The organism is Mesorhizobium sp. WSM4847 (assembly GCF_055811335.1).
Genome location: NZ_JBVVPY010000025.1, coordinates 82,094 through 103,083, shown reverse-complemented (window position 1 = coordinate 103,083; position 20,990 = coordinate 82,094). Strand labels below are relative to the sequence as shown.

Below are 20,990 nucleotides of genomic sequence, written 5' to 3'. Positions count from 1 at the left end.
GCGGTGTAGAACCTGTCCCATAGCGCATCCTTTGATTCGGACGGCAATGATGCGCCATTAAAGTCCGGGATCAAACACCTAGGATCCATGCCGTTACCTCAGAGCGTCACGACGGTGCAGAACCGTTGATGGCGGAGGGAGGCGCCCCCCTCTGTTCTGCCGGACATCTCCCCCACTTGGGGGGAAATCGGATGTCGGGACCGCTTTCGCCAATCTCTGACGTCGCAAAGAGGGCGCCCACAGTGACATTGCCAATCTCCCCCCTTGTGGGGGAGATGTCCGGCAGAGGGGCGCTGTCCCGCCAGCATCAAAATACGATCGCCGCGACGCCCCGATGTCACGATCGGCTAGCGCGCCGATTGTCTCTTGGCTTGCACGGCGACGGCGGTGAGGAAAGCCGTTGCGGCAGTATCGCACGCCGCTCGGGACGGGCTATAGGCGAAAAGGATCAGCTCGGCAGCCCTTGTCGTAAGGCCGTGCTTTTTAGCGAAAGCAGTTATTTCGTAAGGCTTGTCGTGGTCTATGGCCAGTTCGTAGTCTTCATTCATAGCTTCCTCCCGTTTGCGACGTTCCTCGCCTTGGCCCCTCCGCGGCGCAAGGATTAACTTCCCCGGTCTTGAGAGAGTCTACCAATTAGAGATTGCAAAAGGCCTGCGGCGCAAGTCCGCTGCTTTTTTCGCGGCCATGCTGCCGACAGAACCAGGAACAGCGGGCTAGCATGGATGATCAATTCGGCGCTAGCCGTGCCGATCTGTTCATCAATCCGCCTGATACGGCCGTCTTGAGGGGCAGCCCCATTTTGTCCGCTGCACATCAAAAAAGATTATATGATGGCGCTGATATCGCAGGTGGTCGACGCAAGCCAATGCCGATCTTTTCAGTCAAGCACACGACCGTCTATCGCTATACGCAGCCGGTGACGTTCGGCGAGCACCGGCTGATGTTCAGGCCGCGCGACAGTTTCGATCAGCGTCTTCTGGATCACGCCCTGTTAGTCGACCCCGAGCCGAAAGAGATTGGCTGGATCCATGACGTTTTCGGAAACTGCGTTGCGGTAATCGATTTCAACGGCTCGGGCGACGAACTGCGTTTCGTGACAGACATCCGGCTCGATCACACGCCGCAGCATGCGCCTGATTTCCGTATCGATGACGCAGCACTCAGCTATCCATTTTCCTATGATCCCGACGAGGCAACCGACCTCAGCCAAACCATCGAGCGCCATCACCTCGATGACGGCGACGAGATCGGCAAATGGGCACGACAGTTCGTGAGCGCCAAAGGGCGCACCGAGACCGGCAAATTGCTGATGACGCTTTGCTACGCCATACACGAGAGCTTTGTTTATTCGCGTCGAACTGAACCAGGGACGCAACCACCTCTGATGACCTTGCACCTGCGTCGAGGCACATGCCGGGACTTTGCGCTGTTCATGATGGAAGCGGTTCGTTCGCTCGGTTTTGCCGCCCGTTTTGTGACCGGCTATGTCTATGTGCCGAACCGCGACAGCGGTTCTGTCGTCGGCGGCGGGTCGACGCACGCCTGGTGCCAGGTCTATTTGCCTGGCGCGGGTTGGGTCGAGTTCGATCCCACCAACGGCATTGTCGGCAACCGGGATCTGATCCGGGTGGCTGTGGTCAGGCATCCTGGGCAAGCCATCCCACTTTCGGGAAGCTACTGCGGCAGCGCGTCGAGCTTTCTCGGCATGACGGTGGAGGTCAAGGTGGTGAGGGAAGCCGGCAATCACCAGCATCGATAAAAATCAGCATCTTCCAATATATTCGGAACTGTTCGCGGGAGTTTGCTCGCCGGTGTCTGTCGGGATTTTACGCATTTCGCAATTCACGCCGTTGCATGACTGTTCCAGCGCGATATTGCACCTTCTATCTCTGCCATCGGCATATCGGGAAGGCGCCAGCCCGCCGCGCCTTTCGGCACGACGGGCTTCAGCGTGGGGTCACGTCAGTCGTAGACTTTCACAATCTTGCGGGTACCTGGATCGACCAGGACAGTTCGGCCATCGATGACGACGTAGCGGTACTGAACGTCCGGCACCTCGTAAAGCTCGACTGTTTCGGGCAAAGCTGTGCCGATGTTGAGTTCGACGCCAGGAAGGCTGAGTGATGCCACCGGTTTCTTTTTCACGTATTCGCGGATCACGGTGTCATGCTCGGGTTGAATAATGACGTCCTGAGCGGCAGCGGCGCTGACACCGACGAGCAGAAGCATGCCTGCCGCAGCCAATGTAAGTTGCTTTCCCATAATAGCCTCCAAGCAACCTTCAGCTGCGGTGCTTGATTGCCGCCGCGGCGGGTTGCCTAGCCATCTCAACGATGCGGAGCAATTCTTGTTCCACCGGCGGTGCGCGAACCGGCTGCCACGGCCTATCAATGCCGATGTTTGGCGACGCCCGCGAAAGCCCGCTCAAGGCCTGGTTTCTTCTTGAGGCGGCGCGTTTGGGACTGGACAATCAGGCTGTGGCCATTTTTCACACGCAGAGGGCCTGTCGCCGCCGTCGCCATAACGTTCCACGAGTTTTGCGAAGCCGTAGGCGAAGGCGGAAAGCAGCGCCAGGATAACCACTATGCGAGCGGCCATACGGGATTATAGCAGGCTCCCGCTCAGGATTGATCCAGAATCGGCCGCGCTCGACAGGCCGGCGACGCGCAAGTCCGCTCGGGAAACCTGCGACCCCGGAACGATGTGCGCTACCAGCCTGGTCCGCGGCGAGATCGAGGCGAATGCGGAACGCCACTATGCTGCTACCCAGACGCGTCTAGGGGACCGCATCGAAATCGACCACAAATCCCGCGTCGATTGCGCTTCGCGCAATGAGATCGCCAATTTGCCAATCCGTGAGTTCGCAGTGTGGAAACATCTCCCTCACGGCGATGGTCACCTCGAAGATCGAAACGCTCGGATTGTCAACGTGATCGATCAGGTAGCCGACAATCGCTTGCCGGACATCCAATGAATTTGGCTTCTGCAGCGGCGCGGACATTTCCGGCCTAAGAATGGAGCCGTGGTTCTGGGCTATCGGCTGTTTTGGCGTCGAAAGCGACGGGCACGCCGTGCACGACGCATGCTGCCGCCAGCATCTCCTCCAACTCGTGGTTGGTGGCCCTGCAGGCAGGCATGAGTGTTCGAATGGCGCGGATCGCCTGCGCGATCGAGAGATACCGAGCCTTGCCTCTGGAAAGGACATAGGCCTCTGTCGCGCCTTCAACGGTAACTGTGTGAAAAGTGTGGCTCATCAACAGTTCCTCCCTGCCAAGAATACGACTTTCGTCTAACACGCGGCGGCCTTCAAGCATATGTCCGATATCGGACAATCAGGCGGAGCGCGTCGCGTTTGACCGGCCTCATGCGACGCGCTTCAGGTTGTTGTTTCATGCATGTCGCAAAACCGCTGCACACCCTCGGGTAAGGCACTGGGTCAGGCCCGAGGGGCATGCTTGTGCGCGACATGCATCAGCCGAAGTGACGCTGCTCCTCGTCGCCATAGGCGCCATGTGTGAGCTTTATCATTCCGGAACGGTCGACGATCGTGATCTCGCCGCGCCTGGCGTGAACCAGCCCCCGATACTCCAGCATTTGCAGGGCGGTGGTAACGCCGGGGCGCCGAGAGCCGAGCATGGTCGCCAGAAATTCATGCGTCAGCTGGATCTTGTTGCCCTCGGTTCGGTCGTGGACCATCAGCAACCAGCGGGCCAGCCGTTCCTCGATCTTGGAATGGCCATTGACCAGTGCCGTTCGCGACGACTGGACGAGGAAGGCGTGGGCATAGGCAAGCAGCGACGCGCCAAGCGACTGGCTCTTTGCCACCTCAGACCGAAGGTTCTCAACTGGCAGGCACCAGCCATTGCCTGCGACCTGGATGTAGGTTTCGTTGGGAGAGCTGTCCTGGCCGAGAATGACGGCAACGCCTGTCATGCCATCATAGCCAATGATCCCGACTTCACTCTGCCGCCCTCCAGTCATGGTGGCGACCACCGAAGCGATACCCGCCTCTGGAAAATACACATGCCCGATCGGCTGATGCGGCACCTCCAGCTGGGCTTTGAGGTCCAGTTGGACATGATGCATTGACGGCAGCAGCAGCGCGAAATCCTCTGGGGAGAGGGCTTTCAACAGATGATTGCGAGACTGGGACACGGCTCTCTCCCTGACGGGCAAGAGCACGTACCCTCTTACTGTCGGCTGCATCCGCAGCACTGGCGGCCGATATCAAAGCATAGGCTGCAAACACGCGATTGGCAAAACCTTCGCCACCCGCGGCCGAACTTCAAACTGAGACAAGGTGGCGGCGGTCGATCCCCGTTGCGCATCCTTGCGCGCCGGCTAGGATTGAACTCTCGACCTCTCCCTTGCCCTTGGTAAAGGGAGGGCTTCTGAGGGCCCCATTGCGCAGGTTACCGGCGCCCACGCCTAGGATATTCCACTATGTTGACTTCAACATTTGTGTGGAGTTCCTTATATGCGTGAACAGCAAGGAACTTAAGAAATGGCTCGCTGCGCAGGGTTGCACCTTCGAAAGCAAGAAGGGCGGCTCCGGCCACCTGATCATCCGCCGTGGTGATCGCAAGTCGGAATTGCCAATGCATGACGCTGGCAAGGAACTCGGAACAGGCCTGGTCAATGCAGTCAAAAAGTAGTTGGGATTGAAGTGATGGCTGGATAGCGCATCAACGTGGAACCGGACGACAACGGAACGCTGCTCATTACATGCCCGCAATTGCCAATTGTGGTGACGTTCGCAGAGGATGAGCAGGGTGTGCGCCAGCACGCAGTTGGTGTCATAGAGACCGCACTGGCAAGTATGATCGACGATGGTGAGGACGTCCCTCGCCCAGATGGCCAACCGGGTTTGGTCATCGATTTACCGGCACTGACTTGGCTGAAGCTGAATCTTTATTGGTCGCTCAGGGATTCGGATATACAGCGAGCTGAATTGGCCAGGCGATTGGATTGGAAGAGGGAGTCTGTCGACCGCCTGTTCAGGCTTGATCACAGATCCAGACTTGAACAGTTGGAAGCGGCCTTCTCCGCGCTAGGACGCACGGTGGAAGTCGACATTCGCGTTGCCGCCTAGCTGCCGCAAGATAGATGGAGGTGGGCGGTGGCAAACGATAAGATAAAATCCATCGTGGGCAACTGTCCGCGAGTCTGCTGGCGCTCAGCAAAAAGAAGCCGCCGAAGCGATCCGCACAAAAGGCGAAGCTGGCATCGTAAGCGATCATGTCTTTGGCCCCAAAGCTGACGTTTCTTCGCTCCAAGGCGTGCAGTTTCGCGCTTTGTTCCGGAGGCCGACGACCGTTCGCGTAAACCGCAAAACGCCTAAGTTCGGATCTCCTCAACTGCAACTTGGCGAGAACGATTTCAAAGACTTTGTTGAAAGGCATTTCGGGAGGGTAACCGAGCGGTCCGAACTGGCGCCCGAGTGGTGGACGAGGAAGAACTTCTGTCGGCCTCGAAAATGGGGCGGTAAGCGACGGCTTCACCGGAAATGAGGCCGGCCAGAGATATCGACCGAGCCGCAGCTGTGATCCGCCTCTACCAAACATGTGAGCATCCCCTAATCTACTCCTCATGAGACTCCTCTGGTTCTACGTGAAGGCGAAGCGTCCGGCCACTCGCCATGGGGTCAGCCACGTCGAGGGAGCCGCCGAGGAACTCATGGCGTGGGACACAAAGGGGCCGAGGTGGACGAAAGCGGTCCAATTATGCGTTGACGCGTTCGAGGGCAGTGTCCCCCCAAGAGTCCGTGAAGCCTTTGAGGCGGTGGCCAAGGAGGCGACCGTATATCTCTCGCCTGAGTAGGAGGTATCATGGCAACCCTTTGGTTCGTCCCTCCAGTGTTCGTGAAGTCTGAAACGGACGGTGCCAGGCATGGCTGCAACAATGCGAGGGCAGCCCTTGAGCAGCTCAAGACGTGGACCCGGAGAGGACCTCACTGGCACAAGGCGTGGACCCTCTGCCTGTCAGCACTGGAGGGCGATCCGATTGACCCTCACGTGATCCGAAAGGCTTTCGTGGCTGCCGCTAAGGAGGCGGAGATGTATCTCTCGCCTGAGTAGGAGGTATCATCCATTGGATTCACCCTCCGGTCTTTATCGAAACCGACCAACCTGGGCTCACCTTCGTCTGCACCAATGTCGAGGGTGCCGCTATAGAACTCATGAAGTGGACCAAGCGGGGATCTAAGTGGAAGGCGGCGGTCGATGTCTGTATGGCCTCATTGAAGGCGAGCGCACGCCCGACGACGTAAGGAAGGCATTCGAGGTTGCTGCAAAGGAGGAGGGTCTGCTACGCAACGCTCCTCCTCTAATTAGGCTCACTTTCCGTGGGCGCTATTGAACACCGGATGCCGCAGAATCAGCTTCGCTATTTGCGTGCGAGCACGACGTGAGCCTCTTGGGGGAACATCAGCTCTCCTCCAGTTGAATAGATTGCCAGCGAGGAACTTACATCACCCATGATCGCTGCGATGACTGCGTCCCGATGTCCGGCATCCATTCCGCTGACCAGCCCTGCCTGCGGAGTCGCTGCCAGCTGTAGTCGCGCATATTCCTTTGACGAGGGGAATCGGATGTTCTGTGTCGTCGTGTGGATGGTCACCTGACGAAATCCCGCCCCGGCCACCAATCGGTAAAGCTCGTCCGCATCGGCGAGTGAATGCTCGGACCGTTTCGTTGCCGAAGCGCCTGGACCGAGGTGTCGATCCAAGGCGTCCACCAGCGCCTTTGCCGCAGGAGTGCGCTCAATAGCGCTGAAAACGCTTAAGGCCAGTCGGCCGTCAGGCACCAGCACCCGGAACATCTCACGTAGCGCACTCGATCGGTCCGGGAAAAACTGCAGTCCGAGCTGGCAAAGAACCAGATCGAAGGTGGCGTCAGGGAACGGCATTTCGAGCGCGCTTCCCTCGTGCCAGTCGATACGCGGTCCAGCCCCTGTCGGGAGGGATCGAGCAACGGCAAGCATGCCCGTGTTGATGTCGAGGCCGACGACCTGCCCACTTCCCATACGCTCGGCCGCCAAGCGTGCCACCACGCCGGTGCCGCAAGCTACGTCCAGAACCCGCTCATCAGATAGAGGCACAGCGCGATCCACCAGGTCGGCAGCCCACAGGGTTGTGATCGCCGGGACCAGGTAGCGCTCGTAGAGTTCCGCGGCGCTGCCTTCCAGCTGCCACTGCTCCTGCTGGGCCATAGCGTTCCCTCCCGCACAACGAGCCGCTCGGCAAAAGGCCCAATCGACGCTTCAAGCAGCCATCATAAGCGCGTGTCTGTCAAACAAGCAACCGGGCCAACCGCCGGTTAGTAGACGCGCCGCAGCCGGCCGCCTAGGATTCATCCACGATCCGCGAACCGGGCAAATCCCGACCCACCCGCGCTCGGTGACCGCTTGATCGCCCCGTCGCTCTCCTGTGCGGCGGGTTTTTTTGTTTCCTATGGAACACCGGCATGGGCAGGACGTTCGCCTACTGCAGCATCTTCTGTGCTGCGAGATCGGTGTCCCCTCCCGATCGGCCCGCGTCCTTCCCCTCCGTGGGCGCGGGCAACTTCAGATGGACTCTCTCCCTGATTGGAGTAGTCACGTCATGCCGTCGACCTCGATACACAAAACGGAATACGATCCGGAGCGCAAAGTCCTCCCGGTGTGGCTCGTGGCCAGCGGTAAATGCTACCAGTTTGAGGACGTGCCGCCGGAGACCTTCGCCGAGTTCCAAGCCGCCTTCGCCAAGGGCCGCTTCTTCAACGGCCACATCCGAAATCACTTCCGCTACCGTCTAGTTGGACCCGCGGTCGACTGAGCAGCATCAGCGGACGATCTCTCTTTTGGCAGGGATGCGGCTCATTCGTCGCGGCCGTCCGGCCAGCTTTTGCGAGGGTAAGGTCGGACATCGGAACGAAAGGCGGATTCGCGAATTTCTACTGCTAGATAATCGGAATCGTCGCCCATGAGGCTCGCGACCCTCCACCTTGAAACTGCGAGATACGGCGATGTATATCGCGCGGAAAGGCTCGCTCGGTTGAGGCAGCAAATGATCCGGCACATCAAGCGCACTGACGCCTCGGCTCAAAAAGTCGAGCAAGCGCTGGCTAGTTTGGCCGAAGCAAACGCACCCATGGACCGGCTCGCGCGGCATCAGTAGGGCCGCGCTCATGCTCGCCTCCGCATCGGCACGATGTACGGCGGGTTGTCCGGTTGCTGCATGTGGCGTTCTCACCACATCCGTTTCGTGATGCCTGTCCTTAGCCACCTGGGGCCGCAGAATTGTAGACATGTGGACACGACCGCACGTCCACATGTGCGCACACCGGACGGCCACAGCCGGCTCGAGCTCTCCCGCTTCCTCACGCCGCCTGTCGTCGCAGATCACCGGAACGCCCCGGTCAACGCCTTCGGCTACCTCCGCGTCATGTTCGCCGTGGACGACATCGACGAGACGCTTGAAAGACTCCGCACGCGCGGCGCGCAGCTCGAAGGCGAAGTAGTCCAGTATAAAGACGCGTATCGGCTCTGCTACATCCGTGGGCCTGAAGGGCTCCTCATCGGACTAGCCCAAGAACTCAGCTGAGCGCAATACGAAGACAAATGGCGAAGAGTGACCAATGCCAGCGAGCGCGTCCGAGGCCGACCCGCCTGTTCGACGTCCATCCCTCCACGGTCGGCCGCGTTACACGCAAGCAATTATCGCAACGTGGGCATGCTGCCACGAAACGGCGCCTCGCGCCCCTTTGCTCGACCGCATCGACGTCCTTGGCGGCGGTTAAGGCCTGCATAGCCGTTCGCGTCGGGCAGCGGCGACCTGAATTCACGACGATGCAACCACCGCCATGTCTTCGCGTTTAACCGCCTTCACTCCTGGGGAGCGACGAAAATGACGGCGTTTGTCCCGATTACAATCTACCTGAATCACAGGCCGATGGTGGTCGCGTCGATAACCGACGCTGCGAAAGCGCTTCAGCAACCATGGCCATTCATGGACAAGCCGTCCCGGCTTGAAGCAATCCGAATGATCGAGGAATGCCTGGCCGGACATTGCAGTCACCAAGCTGCGTTCGCCGCCTTCGAGGCGAGTGCAACAGAACAGGGACTTCATAAGCAGAAGCCCCCAAGCGAAGGCCTCAAGAAATTCGACGGGGTTGCTGAAGATCTGATGTGAGGTGATGCCCGCCCTCGCCACCTTGGAACCGCTGACAGGCCTCGCCTAGGCGGACGTGGTCAGGACCACCCGCAAATCGAGGAATGGCGGTGGTCTCTTGCTGCGCATTCCCTAGCTAACGACATTCCAATTGCCAAGGAACGCGATGGAGACGGCGAAGACCGGAGCGAGTAACCAGCGGGCTTGGTGGACGCTATTTTCCATGGGCTCCTCCCGTGAACTCACAGTGAGCAACGACTACGGGCAGCCGCGGTTCCGGATGGTGCGATGTCCAGTCTGTTGCGCGAACAGTGAGACTTGGGTCCTGTCTGAGATCGGCCCGAAGCTCCCAGCCAAAGGAACTTTTGCAGCTGCCGCGGGTTCGGTGAGTATCGCGCGTGACGATGCTGTTCGGCGCGAGAGGACTCACATAGGAGGCAACTATGAAAATGCGACTTTCCACTGCAGCCGCGGGATTTCTGCTGCTGGCAGGTATCGGCGCTGCTGCCGCTCAGGACGTAGTCATCGAGCCTGAACAGGAGACCGTCATCAGGGAATATGTGAAGAAGCAGCCGCTCGCATCGGTGAAGGTCCCTGGGATAGAGCTCAATATCGGCTCAACGCTGCCCGAGACGGTCGAGCTTCATGAAGTTCCCGACACCAAATACAGTTACGTGATGGTCGACAACCGGACCGTTGTCGTTGATCCAGACACACGCAAGATCATCAAAGTCATCGAGTGACCTAAGCGACTGGGAGCACAGCCCGCGGTGCCGAAAGGTATAGCAGGACACTAAATCTGGAAGTCGGTCTGATCCAACAGACCATTGCCTGCCCTCTCCCGTAGGCAATGGTCTGTCGGCTCATCCGGTAACTTGCGGCCCAACCCAACGCATTGGGGCTGCAACGGTTTCGCGCGGCAATGCCGGGTCTCGTTATCGGTCAATCTCATTGCTGCTTTCGCTCTCGTTCTCTTTCAATCTCTTCAGGTTCCTCTTTGTCGAACTTGACCGTCTCGCTATCAGCCTTGCCGACGGCGCAAAGCAGTTCGTCCGTCTTGGCGTGAAGGGCCTGAGTATCGGGATGTTCGGCGCGCTGGATGAAAAGCGTCATGGCCCGTGTCGCTAGCGTCGCAATCGAATGCCAATCGAGGCTGCGTGCGTCATAGACAAGCCAAAGCCCGGCATAGGCCAGGAAAATCAAAAACGCCTGCGGGCCGCGACGTCAGCGTGCCAATGTGTGTGATGGTGCCCCGAACTGGGTGGTTTGCCATGTGCAAGAATTCCTACGCATCTTCATAGGACAGAAGCTCATGCTCTGGCTCGTAGTGATGAAGTGCCTGGCCCAAGATCGCGCTAATCGAAATCTTGCCGGCGGATAGGACAGCGCTCGAGATGCTCCGCCCCGGGCTGATCGGCCGGTCGTGAACTTTACCCTGTAGCTGGCTGGCCTCGCTGTTTCTCATTTCCGCTCACGCAGCGCCTCGCGGGTTCTGTCAGAGCGGCCCGGTTGTTGCCGTGGATAAGTTGGCGGACTTGGTCTGCCGAGACACCGTTCTGCTGGGTAAAATACTCGATCTCGTAGTCGTCACCGGCGGATACGCGGTCGCGGAAATCTCGCTCGCTCATGTCATCGCCCATGGCGTTCTCCTGTGAGCTTCGAATCAATTGCAACGCCGGCAAACCGATTTCGTTGCCGCGGGCCTGCGGGATCAAGTTCTGTTCACACGGGAGAATGCCAGCACTGCCGGACCTCACTTTGTTTTTCGGAACCGATTCGAAACGGGGATATTGATTCAAATCGAAGCGTCTGGAGTCCAATTGCATGCTTACCGAGCCTGGCATTGGCCGGCTGTCGTTTATTGAATTCCAGATGCCCACGCTGGTCGAGAAGCCGCCCAAGGGCGATGGATGGATTCACGAAATCAAATACGATGGCTATCGGACCCAGCTGATCATCCAGCGGGGCAAGGCGCAGGCCTTCACCCGAAGGGGCTTCGACTGGACCGGCCGATACGGCCCGATTGTCGGTGCCGCGGCTGAGCTGAAAGCAAAGCGTGCAATCATCGATGGCGAGGCGACTGTATTAGGCGCTACCGGGCTTCCTGACTTTCAGGCACTACGCCGCGAGCTTGGAAAAGCTGAGTCAACGATGCTGATCTTCCACGCTTTCGATCTGCTTCACCTCAACGGCAAGAATCTGCGGGACGCTCCGCTGCTGGAGCGCAAGCGCGCCTTGCAACGTCTCTTGGAGGGCGCGCCGCCGGTGCTGGTCTATGTCGATCATTATGAGGGCGACGGCCCGACAGTGTTCGAGCACGCCTGCGAAATGGGCCTGGAGGGGATCGTGTCGAAGCGTGCAGATTCCCGCTACCGCTCCGGCCGGCAGGAGAGTTGGCTCAAGCTCAAATGCATCAAGAGCGACAACTTTCCGATCGTCGCCTTCGTCGAGAAGCTGGGGGCGAAGCCGCGCAGGATTGCCTCGCTTTATCTCGGCCGCCGCGAGGGGAATCGCGTCCACTATGCCGGCAAGGCGCAAAGCGGCTACAGCCTGCGCGATGCACGCGAAGTGCGCGAACGATTGGACCCACTGATTGTGGCGAAATCTCCACTCTCGGAACCGATAGACAAGCCCAAGGCAACTTGGGTGCACCCAGCAGTCGAGGCCGAAATCCAATATAGCGGGATCACCAATGACGGACTGCTGCGTGAGGCGGTGTTCAAGGGGCTGCGCGATGATCTGAGCCCACCAGCCCGCGCGCCGCGTTTAGCCCGCAAGCGGCCGCCGTCCGATGAAAGTTTGGGCGTCCCGCCCGAAAACATTCTGCAATTGCTGCCCGACGCCGTCGTGCCCTCGAAAGAGGATCTGATCGGATATTGGACGAAGGTAGCGAGGAAGGCGCTCGTCCACCTTGGCCGACGCCCGCTCAAGCTGGTTCGCCACTCCCACGGCGTCACGTTCTATCACAAGGGCAGATTGCCCAAAGTTCCGGATGCCGTGCATCAGCTGCGAGTTCAGAAACGCGAAGGTGGCGAAGGTGTGAGGCTGTGGGTCGATGACCTTGATGGGCTTCTTGGCTTGGTGGAAATGGGCGTTGTCGAATTGCACCCATGGAACGCCACCATTGATGATATCGAGCATGCCGACCACCTCGTAATAGATCTGGATCCTGGCGAAGGAGTCGAATGGGGGCTAGTTGCCGGCACGGCTTTGGCGCTCCGCGATATGCTGCGTTCAGCAGGACTCGACAGCTGGCCGAAGGTGACTGGCGGCAAAGGCGTGCATGTGATGGCGCCGCTGAACGCTGCGATCACCCACGATGCGGCCAGGCAGTATGCACGCAGGCTGGCGCAGCAGCTGGTCAACAAGTATCCCGATCGCTACCTGTTGGCGGCTGCGCCGTCCGCCCGCGTAAGGCGGATCTTCCTGGATTATCTCCGAAATGGGCGAGGAAACACGGCGGTCGGTGCGTATTCGCCAAGAGCCGGACCACACTTTCCGATAGCAGCTCCCGTAACCTGGAGCCAGGTCGAAAAGGGAATTCTGCCAGACGCGTTCACGCTGCAAAGCCCATTTCGACCGACGCCGCAGACAAGCCTGCGGAAAGCGGGTCGCGCTCGTGCCAATTTTTCAGATCGCCCGACGTGAACGAAGACCAGAGACTCTATAATCAGTCGGCGGATCTGGAGATCGTGGCTCGACCAACGCCAATCTTCCGCACGCGTCAAAGTGGATTGGAATAGGGTCGCAGATTGTCCCCGAAAACCGCTCCTCCGGACCCGAAATGAAGGCAAGTAGATAGTCCTGGTCACCATGTGTAAGAAGGCGCCCGGCATATATCTCGCAGTCGGGTGTGCCGTATAGGAATGGACCGTCCGCCGGTTTCCATGGCCCCAAGGGATGATCGGCAGCAAGATAGTGGATGCCCGCTACCGGCTCTCCCGGATAGTTGCGTTTGAATTCTTCCGACCAACATTGTGAATGTGTGCAGAAGAGGCAGAACCATTTGTCGCCCCGCTGGAAGACTTGGGGGACCTCGATTTCCCCGAAAGATCCGACATAAACCGGAGGCTGAAGCTGCCAATTTACAAGATCGTGCGAATGGGCAACGCCAATTGCACCAGAGGCATTGGTATCCGATGGCATCGGCGATCGGGCCGTGAAATACATCAGCCAGCCAGAGCCCTCGGGGTCACGTATCACCCAAGGATCCCGCAGCGAGCAGTCCTTCCAGCGCCGCGGAACGCAACCCTCGTAATACTCGGCATTCTCACCGGTGCGCTCGAGCGCAAGGCCCTGCCTTCTCCAATGGACTAGATCGGCGCTACTCGCGCGTCCGATTCGTTGTATCTTGCCCTCTTCAGCGCGTGATGTCCCGGTATAGAAGAGGGTCCATGAATTCCTGTCGTTCCGCACAATGCAGCCGGTCCAGATCGTCAGATCATCAAAAGACGGAGTTTTGCTCGGCCGGAAAACCGTTCCCCGATACGTCCATTTGCGCAGGTCAGGACTTGTGGCAAGGCCCCAGGTGACATTCCAGTGTCGCAGTTCGGGATTCCCTAGCGAGCGATCGGCCTGCAGAAAGAAGGCATGCCAGAGTCCCTGATCATCCCGGCAATACCAGCTGTCCCATATCCATTTTCCTTCGACGGTCAACATTGGATGCCTCTGACGTCGCATTGCCAACCACTGCTGAAAGAAAACCATCAGCGCGCGCTAACGTTCCGCTTCAAGGCTTACGGCCGGGGAGGCAACCCGACTAATCTTGATTCCAAATATCGTGCGAACTTGGTTTCGGACTTGGTTGCCCAACGCGCGGTTCAGGTTGACCTTGTCGGCGGCCTGTCTGCCGGCCTTTAGGCGTCGGTCGCTACGCGGGCCGATGCTCGACACACCAGCCGTATTTCGGGATGGGTTCGCGCGAACTCCTTCTCGTGTGGTGGGTCTTGACCAGGATCGGGCCCCTTTCCACGGGAGCGAGCTCTTCCAGGCGGTCGTTCAGGCACCGGACCAGGCCGACTTGGAACGATCGGGTCAGGTGCCGACGGCGAAGCGATCCCCGATAGGCGCGCCTCTGCTTGAAGCGCCGGCTTTCGACGTCGCGGTAGCGGGGTCGGTCCACCTTCACGCGGTGGACCGGGACGCAAGTTTAGGTCGTTGCAGACCCGCGTTCAGGACGATCTGGCGATTTTCTAACTACCGTCATAGGACCCAAAAGGGGAGAAACCTAGCAGGCCCGCGCCGAACCAAGGTGTGAGCGTTATGGCGTTCACCTCGATACGCAAACGGAATACGATCCGGAACGCAGAACCCTCTCGGCGTGGTTCGTGGCCAGCGGTAAATGTTACCAGTCTGAGGACGTGCCGCCGGAGACCTTCGCCGCGTTCAAAGCCGCCATTGTGAATGCCGCTACTTCAAGACCACATCCGCAATCCCTTCCGATCCGGTGTGGTTACGACCGGCGACGGTGCCGGATGACATCGTATGGACCAAGCGCGTCATTCAGGCTGGTGGCGACGCTATGTGGTGGTAGAAGACTCGTCCGACGACCCCGGCAAACGATCGCGAATGGCTTCCTCAGTTCTGTTTGCGGTCGATTCCACAACTTTGCCGACCTTGCCTGCTAGGGTGCCTGCATCTCCACCCGAGCCTTGCCGGTCGGCCTCTTCCTTGACCGTTTCGTAGGCCTCGGCGGCAACTTGCTTTGCTTGCTCCAGGCCCGTTTCGAAAACCTCCTCCGCACTGTCGCGAATTTTGTCGCGGTAGGCGCCAAGTTGCTCGTCCTCTGTGGCTGTGTGGGGCAGCATCACCCCGATGGCAGTGCCCAGCGCAAGGCCGACTGCGGCGATAGCCAGCGGTTCGCGCTCGAAGAGGTCTTGTGCCGATTGGCGCGTCCGAGCCGCTATCTCGCTGGCGCTTGAGCCGAGCTGTCCGGCGGTTTTTGTCATCCTCTCCTTGGCGCCCGTTGCAGCGTTTGCTGCAGCTTCGGCCGCGTCGCTTGCTGCTGATGTAACCGAACCGGCGGTATCGGAGAGCATCGCCCCGATTCCGGACCCTTCGTTGCCCTGGCTGAAATCATCGCCGCGCAAGTTAGAGAAAGCGTCAGGAGCCGTGCCTGTCCGATAGGCGGCGGCAGCTGAGTTGGTTGCCGACGTGCCGTCGCCCAGCATCAGCCAGGCCAGGCCGGCTCCAATCAACGTCAATGGCAACGGGTTGTCCCTGACTTGCGACTTGAAATTGCCAAGCATGGCAGATCCCTCGCCACCGGCGAACATCCCGGTAAATTCGTCGATCAATTGACCCGGTGTCATCTTGCTGCGGATCGAATCGGCGGTGTCTGCTACTTTAGCACGGGCGATGTCGGCATCGCGTTCGAGCTCGGCTGCGGATTTTTCGCTCATCTCATTTGATCCTTGATCACGCGTGCGTCGCGCTTGAGTTGGTCTTGTGTGCGATCAGGCGTTAGCTCGGAAGGAGCCATGCTTTTCGTGCCGGAGCGCAAGAGAATGATCCCCAGTACCGCGACGACGATCCCGACCAGCAGCGAGGACCATCCCGCTCCCAAGCCGGCACTCGCCAGGGCGATTACGAGTGCTTGCAAAAGCACCATCAAGGCCGCGAGAAGGCATATGGCGCCGGCCAGAACCTCGGCGGCGCCTGTGCCGGCCTTGCTGATTTTCTCCGACATTTCGGCCCGCAACAGCCTACTTTCGGTTTGAAGCAGGCTTGTGACCTGCTGTGCCAGATCGCTGACGAGGGTTGCGAGGCCGCGACTTTCCTGATTGTTGTTCATGGGTTCTGCTCCAGGCTTGCGCCTGCCAAATCCCTGTCGTCTCTGGGCTGATTGAAGGGGGGCGGCGTAGTGTCAGGTGCCTCTGCCGATCGCGTAGCGGACTGATCCGAGTTCGAAACCGTTTCTGAACCCCCGTCTGTTTGCGATCGACTCGGTGTCTCGGTCCGAGCAGATGGCGGCGTGCTCTTGATAAACCGCCCCAGCGCCAAGCCTGCCAATACTGAGCCGGCTATCAGCGCCCCTGAGTTTTCGCGGCCGAAAGACCGCATCTCGCCAAGAACATCTTCGAATGGTTTGTCCTTCAACGAAGATGAAAGGCGTTCAAGCGAGCCGGCGGCATCGAGGGTGAACTTCGAAGCGGTCCGTTGATTATTATTCGCCAGATGCTCGCTTGCTGCTCGCAAGGCTCCGCTAAAGGCCTTCAGGTTGGAGCTGATATCGCGCTGTGTTCCCTCGGCTTTGTCGAACAACGCCTGCTTCGCTTCAGCAGCGTAGTCGCCCGCCTTCCTGGCGAGTTCGTCGCGAGCGCCGTGTAGCGCCTCTGTCGCGGTCTGCGTTTCCTGCTGGAACCGTTCAGACAGTTCGCTTTTGGCTGTTTCGAAATCGGCCGGCTTACGGCCCTGATCGTCTTCGCGCTGCATGGTATCTCCTAATGGAATCCGAGGAAGGAGAGGATTGCAAGCACGACGACGACAAGGCCGATGAGATAAATGACACTGTTCATGGTGGCAATCTCCTCCATTGCCTAACGAACTTGGCGGGGGCAAACAGGTTCCATCACTTCCAGCTAAATTAGCAGTAAGAATTCGGTGCCATAACCGGCGTCCCTCGCATGGACTTCTAGCGACAGCGCGCCCATGGCGTGGGTCCAAGGGAAATATCCAAATGAACCAGGGCATCAATAGGCCCCTCCGAAAGCTGATCCGTTCAAGATGGCTGCCGGGAACCAGCCTCCGCAAGACACGTTGCTGAGTCACCGAACTTCTCAAAAAGGATGCTTGCTATGGCGAAAGAGATACCTCGCGAGGAAGAGCAACGCGGCACAGGAAGGGTCCTCATGTGGGGCGCCGTGGTCACCGCTGTGCTTTTTGTTGCCCTACTGGCCACATTCGTCCTCGGGCCGCTCTGATCTGAGATACTCACCGCCCTAACCTCTGGAGCTTGTTCCTGCGGCGGACCAAAGCTGCCGGCCGGCGCCTACCAGGCAACGCCCACTGCTCACAGAGCACTATTAGCTGACGCTAAAGTTGCGCTTCAAGGGGCTTTTGGCCGGGGAGGCAGCGACCTGCGGGACGGGGTGTCGTGGTCACCGCCGGGTATCGACTGCGCTTTGCAGGCGATCGGAACTAACGGTCAGTGGCGGCGTTGCGATGGCAGTAAGACAATGCTGACCAACGGAGACAGACATGACAGACTCCAAGGGACGTCTGGTGCAGTGGCTTCGCGACGCTCACGCCATGGAAGAACAAGCCGAGACCATGTTGAGCGGCCAAATCGAGCGTCTCGAAAACTATCCCGAGATTCGCGCCCGGATGAACATGCATCTCGAAGAAACGAGGCAGCAGGCAAAACGTCTTGAACAATGCCTCGATCGGATCGGCGACGGATCTTCGACGCTGAAGGACGCCGGCGGTAAGCTAATCGCCATCGGACAGAACATCAGCGGCATGTTTGCAGGCGACGAGGTGATGAAAGGATCACTGGCTAGCTACACATTCGAACATATGGAAATCGCCAGCTACAAAATGCTCATTGCCGCAGCCGGCGAGGTCGGCGACTCCGAGACCCAAAGAGCGTGTAAAGAAAACCTCCGCGAAGAAGAGGCGATGGCAGATTGGCTGGAAAACCAACTCGGCACGGTCACCAGCGAGTTCCTCAGACGCGACGAGCGGGATGCTGCCACCGCGAAACGGTGACATGCCTAAAGTCCTGCCATCGCGTTGTAGAAATCCTTCGGCGGCACGAGGCTGATCGACGTCAAACCCGGTAGGGCTTCAGACGCGAAGGGATGGCGGATTGGTTGACGTTCTAAAAGAAACCGCTCCCTCTCGGCGCGATGTTCGAAGCAGAACCTGCGCGAGGCTTGCTAGGCCTCGCGAAAATCCCAGCCGGCATGATTTGTGCAGCCAGGATGTTCGCACGCATGGCTGATTCCCGGGCGCTATGACCTGTTCTGGCCGTGGGAGCCTGAATCTCGTCGCACATCACCTTCATCGTATGGGAATGGATACACGTCGATGTCAAGGGGCTGCGCTTGTCGATCGTGTGCCAACCAATTCCGTTGAAGGAATCTGCAGCGATCACGAGAGCCTTGCGTGTCAAGTGGTTGAACGATTTCAATGGGATAAACTGGTGCTGCGAGAGAGGATTGAACTCTCGACCTCTCCCTTACCAAGGGAGTGCTCTACCACTGAGCTACCGCAGCCGCTGATGGCGGGGCTTCTGCCATATCGAACCGGCAAGCGCAAGGCCAAGCGCAAGCCATTCGCAAGCCATCTGTGAAAGCCCGCTCCAACGGCTTTTGCGGACATGGCAGCGCCACAATGTTGGCTTTCCCTGAATAGTGCGCTGGCGCATCGGCCCGAAAATCGGAATCGATTTTCGGAAAGCACGTTGCCAGGATTCAAAAGTGCTAGATCGTCGTTTGTGCGTCAAGCGGACCCACATCGCTCTAACCGTCAGCCGGGACGGAACCATGAACGACAAGGCAACTCCAACTGACAAGGGCGGGCCATCGAAAAAGGACAGCCCACCGAAGAAGGCTGACCGCCAGACCCGGCTCGCCGAGCAATTGCGCGCCAATCTGCAGAAGCGCAAGGCGCAGTCGCGCTCGCGACGCACTGGCGAGGCTGACAAGCGGCCGGAAGGGCTCGGCGCCTTAAGGGAAACGCAAAAGGATTGATATCAACAGGCTGGCCAGGGCGAGAATCCTGTTTCTTGAACCAAGCCGGCCAATGGTTTAGACGGGCCACAACAGACTCAACCGATTAAACCGGCCTTTCGGCCGAGGGGACGCTCTTTAAATGGATCGCATCAGAATTGTCGGCGGCAACAAGCTTGCCGGAAGCATCCCGATCTCGGGCGCGAAGAACGCCGCGCTGCCGCTGATGATCGCTTCGCTGCTCACCGACGACACGCTGACCCTGGAAAACGTGCCGCATCTGGCCGATGTCGAGCAGTTGATCCGCATCCTCGGCAATCATGGCGTCGACTACTCGGTCAACGGACGCCGCGAAAAGCAGCAGGAGGGCTATTCGCGCACCGTCACTTTCTCCGCCCGCAACATCGTCGATACAACGGCCCCCTACGAGTTGGTGTCGAAGATGCGCGCCTCCTTCTGGGTGATTGGCCCGCTGCTTGCCCGCATGGGCGAGGCCAAGGTGTCGCTGCCCGGCGGTTGCGCCATCGGCACGCGGCCGGTCGACATTTTCCTGGAAGGCCTCCAGGCGCTGGGCGCCGATATCGACGTCGACACCGGCTATGTCATCGCCAAGACCAGGAACGGCCGTCTTGTCGGCAATCGCTACGTCTTCCCGAAAGTGTCGGTCGGCGCCACCCATGTGCTGATGATGGCGGCGTCCCTGGCCAAGGGCGAGACGGTGCTCGAAAACGCCGCCCGCGAGCCCGAGATCGTCAACCTCGCCGAATGCCTCAACGCCATGGGCGCCAGGATTTATGGCGCTGGCACCGAGACCATCACGATCGACGGCGTCGAGGCGCTGTCGGGCGCGCGCGTCCGGGTGATACCCGACCGCATCGAGACCGGCACCTATGCGATGGCCGTCGCCATGACCGGCGGCGATGTCGTGCTCGAAGGCGCGCGGGCGGACCTGCTGCAGACCGCGCTCGACGTGATCTCCCAAACCGGCGCCGAGATCACGCAGACCAATTCCGGCATCCGCGTCAGGCGCAACGGCGCCGGCATTGCGCCGGTCGACGTGACGACAGCGCCGTTCCCGGCGTTCCCGACCGACCTGCAGGCGCAGTTCATGGGCCTGATGACGATGGCCAAGGGCAAGTCGCGCATCACCGAGACGATCTTCGAAAACCGCTTCATGCACGTCCAGGAACTTGCCCGGCTCGGCGCCCACATAACATTGTCCGGCCAGACGGCGATCGTCGACGGCGTGCCGAAGCTGAAGGGCGCGCCGGTGATGGCGACCGACCTTCGCGCTTCGGTGTCGCTGGTCATCGCCGGCCTGGCAGCCGAAGGCGAGACCACGGTCAACCGGGTCTATCATCTCGACCGCGGTTTTGAGCGGCTGGAAGAAAAGCTGTCCGGCTGCGGCGCGGAGATCGAGCGGATTTCGGGGTAGAGGTAACGGCCTGAGGTCGGCGCTGCCCCTCATCTGCCTGCCGGCATCTTCTCCTCGTATAGTGACGGGGAGAAGGGGCTGGCCGCGACCTCGGCGCCCTTTCTGCAACGCCGGATATTGGCGAAATCCTTGCGAAGGCGTCCCTCTCCCCGCCACTATGCGGGAGAGGATGCCGGCAGGCAGGTGAGGGGCGGCGCAAACCTGATGCGATTGTGCTGGAATCCGTGGCGCGGTTGCACGGATCGCCAAGACCGCCTAACAGAAAACTGATGTAATCCTTCGCAGGTGCGAACTCCGCATGAACCTTCTCAAGCTTGTCGCGCTCGACGATCAGGATCTGAGCATCGTCTCGGCCCATGTCCAGGACGCCGTGCTCAAGGTCGGCGACCTCGAATACATGCCGGCGGTCAAGCGCTTCATGATGACGATGAACCGCTTCGTCTGGGAGGCGAAATCCGGTTTCTTCCGCCAGCACAATGAGCGGCGGCAAAGCGTGCTGCATTTCGACCGGGTGCTGGGCGCCAAGACCAGCGGCATTGCCCGCGACAAGCCGGACGAGGTGCTGTCGCTGCTGGCGATCAGCTTCGTCGCGCTCGACAAGCCGGCCGGCATTGTCGAGCTGATCTTTTCAGGCGGCGGCGCGATCATGCTCGATGTCGAGTGCATCGAGGCGCGGCTGGCTGACATTGGCGGCGCCTGGGAAGCGACGTCGCGTCCCTTCCACGGAGCCTGA

General features: G+C 59.5%; 26 protein-coding genes, 1 tRNA gene and 1 pseudogene. 15 read left to right on the top strand and 13 right to left on the bottom strand.

All coding sequences use genetic code 11. From position 1 onward, the window contains the following. Window positions 1–347: 347 nt before the first annotated feature. Window positions 348–548 (bottom strand): hypothetical protein, encoded by a 201-nt coding sequence (locus AC0L28_RS28580; RefSeq protein ID WP_036263866.1) that lies wholly within the window; start codon window positions 546–548, stop codon window positions 348–350. Window positions 549–865: 317 nt separating this feature from the next. Here AC0L28_RS28580 and AC0L28_RS28575 point away from each other — a divergent pair, with 317 nt between their 5' ends. Further along, the gene (locus AC0L28_RS28575; protein ID WP_473481537.1) at window positions 866–1,759 is read left to right on the top strand and encodes a transglutaminase family protein; all 894 of its coding nucleotides are present in this window, start codon (window positions 866–868) and stop codon (window positions 1,757–1,759) included. Between the two features lie 203 nt (window positions 1,760–1,962). On the opposite strand, the gene AC0L28_RS28570 is transcribed toward AC0L28_RS28575, so the two are convergent. From AC0L28_RS28570 to AC0L28_RS28555, 4 genes are all read right to left on the bottom strand, one after another. After that, window positions 1,963–2,262 carry a DUF1236 domain-containing protein gene (locus tag AC0L28_RS28570; RefSeq protein WP_023800265.1) on the bottom strand — a complete coding sequence of 100 codons (300 nt, stop codon included), beginning with the start codon at window positions 2,260–2,262 and terminating at the stop codon, window positions 1,963–1,965. 514 nt (window positions 2,263–2,776) lie between these two features. Beyond that, the gene (locus AC0L28_RS28565) at window positions 2,777–3,001 is read right to left on the bottom strand and encodes a hypothetical protein (protein WP_287347081.1); all 225 of its coding nucleotides are present in this window, start codon (window positions 2,999–3,001) and stop codon (window positions 2,777–2,779) included. A gap of 7 nt (window positions 3,002–3,008) precedes the next feature. Next, window positions 3,009–3,254: a hypothetical protein gene (locus tag AC0L28_RS28560; RefSeq protein WP_023800263.1), complete on the bottom strand. Its 246-nt coding sequence runs from the start codon at window positions 3,252–3,254 to the stop codon at window positions 3,009–3,011. Window positions 3,255–3,471: 217 nt separating this feature from the next. Beyond that, window positions 3,472–4,155: a Crp/Fnr family transcriptional regulator gene (locus AC0L28_RS28555; RefSeq protein WP_473481536.1), complete on the bottom strand. Its 684-nt coding sequence runs from the start codon at window positions 4,153–4,155 to the stop codon at window positions 3,472–3,474. A gap of 326 nt (window positions 4,156–4,481) precedes the next feature. Between AC0L28_RS28555 and AC0L28_RS28550 the strand changes: the two genes are divergently transcribed. The 4 genes from AC0L28_RS28550 (at window position 4,482) to AC0L28_RS28535 (ending at window position 6,077) form a co-directional block, all read left to right on the top strand. Next, window positions 4,482–4,655: a type II toxin-antitoxin system HicA family toxin gene (locus AC0L28_RS28550; RefSeq protein WP_128247772.1), complete on the top strand. Its 174-nt coding sequence runs from the start codon at window positions 4,482–4,484 to the stop codon at window positions 4,653–4,655. A 35-nt stretch (window positions 4,656–4,690) separates the two neighbouring features. After that, window positions 4,691–5,092: a type II toxin-antitoxin system HicB family antitoxin gene (locus AC0L28_RS28545; protein ID WP_473481535.1), complete on the top strand. Its 402-nt coding sequence runs from the start codon at window positions 4,691–4,693 to the stop codon at window positions 5,090–5,092. Window positions 5,093–5,589: 497 nt separating this feature from the next. Further along, on the top strand, window positions 5,590–5,820 hold the full coding sequence (locus AC0L28_RS28540; RefSeq protein ID WP_473481534.1) for a DUF982 domain-containing protein: 231 nt from the start codon (window positions 5,590–5,592) through the stop codon (window positions 5,818–5,820). Between the two features lie 8 nt (window positions 5,821–5,828). Continuing rightward, window positions 5,829–6,077, top strand: coding sequence for a DUF982 domain-containing protein (locus AC0L28_RS28535; protein ID WP_128247775.1), 249 nt, complete (start codon window positions 5,829–5,831; stop codon window positions 6,075–6,077). A 307-nt stretch (window positions 6,078–6,384) separates the two neighbouring features. On the opposite strand, the gene AC0L28_RS28530 is transcribed toward AC0L28_RS28535, so the two are convergent. Continuing rightward, window positions 6,385–7,209 (bottom strand): class I SAM-dependent methyltransferase, encoded by an 825-nt coding sequence (locus AC0L28_RS28530; RefSeq protein ID WP_473481533.1) that lies wholly within the window; start codon window positions 7,207–7,209, stop codon window positions 6,385–6,387. A gap of 391 nt (window positions 7,210–7,600) precedes the next feature. Between AC0L28_RS28530 and AC0L28_RS28525 the strand changes: the two genes are divergently transcribed. From AC0L28_RS28525 to AC0L28_RS28510, 4 genes and pseudogenes are all read left to right on the top strand, one after another. Further along, window positions 7,601–7,813, top strand: a complete 213-nt coding sequence (locus tag AC0L28_RS28525) for a KTSC domain-containing protein (RefSeq protein ID WP_287260658.1) — start codon at window positions 7,601–7,603, stop codon at window positions 7,811–7,813. Window positions 7,814–8,311: 498 nt separating this feature from the next. Then, a pseudogene (locus tag AC0L28_RS28520) lies at window positions 8,312–8,581 on the top strand (VOC family protein); the annotation flags it as partial. 303 nt (window positions 8,582–8,884) lie between these two features. Further along, the gene (locus AC0L28_RS28515; protein ID WP_473481532.1) at window positions 8,885–9,169 is read left to right on the top strand and encodes a DUF982 domain-containing protein; all 285 of its coding nucleotides are present in this window, start codon (window positions 8,885–8,887) and stop codon (window positions 9,167–9,169) included. Window positions 9,170–9,591: 422 nt separating this feature from the next. Beyond that, window positions 9,592–9,891: a DUF1236 domain-containing protein gene (locus AC0L28_RS28510; RefSeq protein WP_473481531.1), complete on the top strand. Its 300-nt coding sequence runs from the start codon at window positions 9,592–9,594 to the stop codon at window positions 9,889–9,891. Window positions 9,892–10,096: 205 nt separating this feature from the next. On the opposite strand, the gene AC0L28_RS28505 is transcribed toward AC0L28_RS28510, so the two are convergent. Further along, entirely contained in the window at window positions 10,097–10,351 is a 255-nt protein-coding gene (locus AC0L28_RS28505; RefSeq protein ID WP_287225365.1) for a low affinity iron permease family protein, read from the bottom strand. 227 nt (window positions 10,352–10,578) lie between these two features. Further along, complete coding sequence (locus AC0L28_RS28500) at window positions 10,579–10,974, bottom strand: hypothetical protein (RefSeq protein WP_473481530.1); 396 nt, start codon at window positions 10,972–10,974, stop codon at window positions 10,579–10,581. On the opposite strand from AC0L28_RS28500, the gene ligD reads away from it, so the two are divergent. After that, window positions 10,973–12,796 (top strand): DNA ligase D, encoded by a 1,824-nt coding sequence (gene ligD / locus AC0L28_RS28495; protein WP_473481529.1) that lies wholly within the window; start codon window positions 10,973–10,975, stop codon window positions 12,794–12,796. The genes AC0L28_RS28500 and ligD overlap by 2 nt on opposite strands. Here the strand turns inward: ligD and AC0L28_RS28490 are convergent. Then, window positions 12,779–13,807: a hypothetical protein gene (locus tag AC0L28_RS28490; RefSeq protein WP_473481528.1), complete on the bottom strand. Its 1,029-nt coding sequence runs from the start codon at window positions 13,805–13,807 to the stop codon at window positions 12,779–12,781. The two genes, ligD and AC0L28_RS28490, sit on opposite strands and share 18 nt — an antisense overlap. 668 nt (window positions 13,808–14,475) lie before the next feature. Between AC0L28_RS28490 and AC0L28_RS28485 the strand changes: the two genes are divergently transcribed. Next, entirely contained in the window at window positions 14,476–14,775 is a 300-nt protein-coding gene (locus AC0L28_RS28485; RefSeq protein WP_287225358.1) for a hypothetical protein, read from the top strand. Here the strand turns inward: AC0L28_RS28485 and AC0L28_RS28480 are convergent. Genes AC0L28_RS28480 through AC0L28_RS28470 form a run of 3 tightly spaced genes read right to left on the bottom strand, consistent with a single transcriptional unit; the run spans window position 14,668 to window position 16,582 of the window. Then, the gene (locus AC0L28_RS28480; RefSeq protein WP_287225357.1) at window positions 14,668–15,549 is read right to left on the bottom strand and encodes a hypothetical protein; all 882 of its coding nucleotides are present in this window, start codon (window positions 15,547–15,549) and stop codon (window positions 14,668–14,670) included. The genes AC0L28_RS28485 and AC0L28_RS28480 overlap by 108 nt on opposite strands. Further along, on the bottom strand, window positions 15,546–15,941 hold the full coding sequence (locus tag AC0L28_RS28475) for a phage holin family protein (RefSeq protein ID WP_128247784.1): 396 nt from the start codon (window positions 15,939–15,941) through the stop codon (window positions 15,546–15,548). Before AC0L28_RS28475 ends, AC0L28_RS28480 begins: the two co-directional genes overlap by 4 nt. Then, the gene (locus AC0L28_RS28470; RefSeq protein ID WP_287363936.1) at window positions 15,938–16,582 is read right to left on the bottom strand and encodes a hypothetical protein; all 645 of its coding nucleotides are present in this window, start codon (window positions 16,580–16,582) and stop codon (window positions 15,938–15,940) included. The genes AC0L28_RS28475 and AC0L28_RS28470 overlap by 4 nt, the downstream gene beginning before the upstream one ends. Before the next feature lie 765 nt (window positions 16,583–17,347). On the opposite strand from AC0L28_RS28470, the gene AC0L28_RS28465 reads away from it, so the two are divergent. Then, on the top strand, window positions 17,348–17,857 hold the full coding sequence (locus AC0L28_RS28465; RefSeq protein ID WP_473481527.1) for a ferritin-like domain-containing protein: 510 nt from the start codon (window positions 17,348–17,350) through the stop codon (window positions 17,855–17,857). A gap of 434 nt (window positions 17,858–18,291) precedes the next feature. Here AC0L28_RS28465 and AC0L28_RS28460 read toward each other — a convergent pair. Further along, window positions 18,292–18,366, bottom strand: a tRNA-Thr gene (locus AC0L28_RS28460). Between the two features lie 270 nt (window positions 18,367–18,636). Between AC0L28_RS28460 and AC0L28_RS28455 the strand changes: the two genes are divergently transcribed. The 3 genes from AC0L28_RS28455 to AC0L28_RS28445 all read left to right on the top strand — a co-directional run bounded on the left by AC0L28_RS28455 (window position 18,637) and on the right by AC0L28_RS28445 (window position 20,990). After that, window positions 18,637–18,843 carry a hypothetical protein gene (locus tag AC0L28_RS28455; RefSeq protein WP_287181203.1) on the top strand — a complete coding sequence of 69 codons (207 nt, stop codon included), beginning with the start codon at window positions 18,637–18,639 and terminating at the stop codon, window positions 18,841–18,843. Window positions 18,844–18,964: 121 nt separating this feature from the next. Next, window positions 18,965–20,257 (top strand): UDP-N-acetylglucosamine 1-carboxyvinyltransferase, encoded by a 1,293-nt coding sequence (murA, locus tag AC0L28_RS28450; protein WP_473481526.1) that lies wholly within the window; start codon window positions 18,965–18,967, stop codon window positions 20,255–20,257. A gap of 298 nt (window positions 20,258–20,555) precedes the next feature. Further along, window positions 20,556–20,990, top strand: a complete 435-nt coding sequence (locus tag AC0L28_RS28445; protein WP_128175663.1) for a DUF2948 family protein — start codon at window positions 20,556–20,558, stop codon at window positions 20,988–20,990.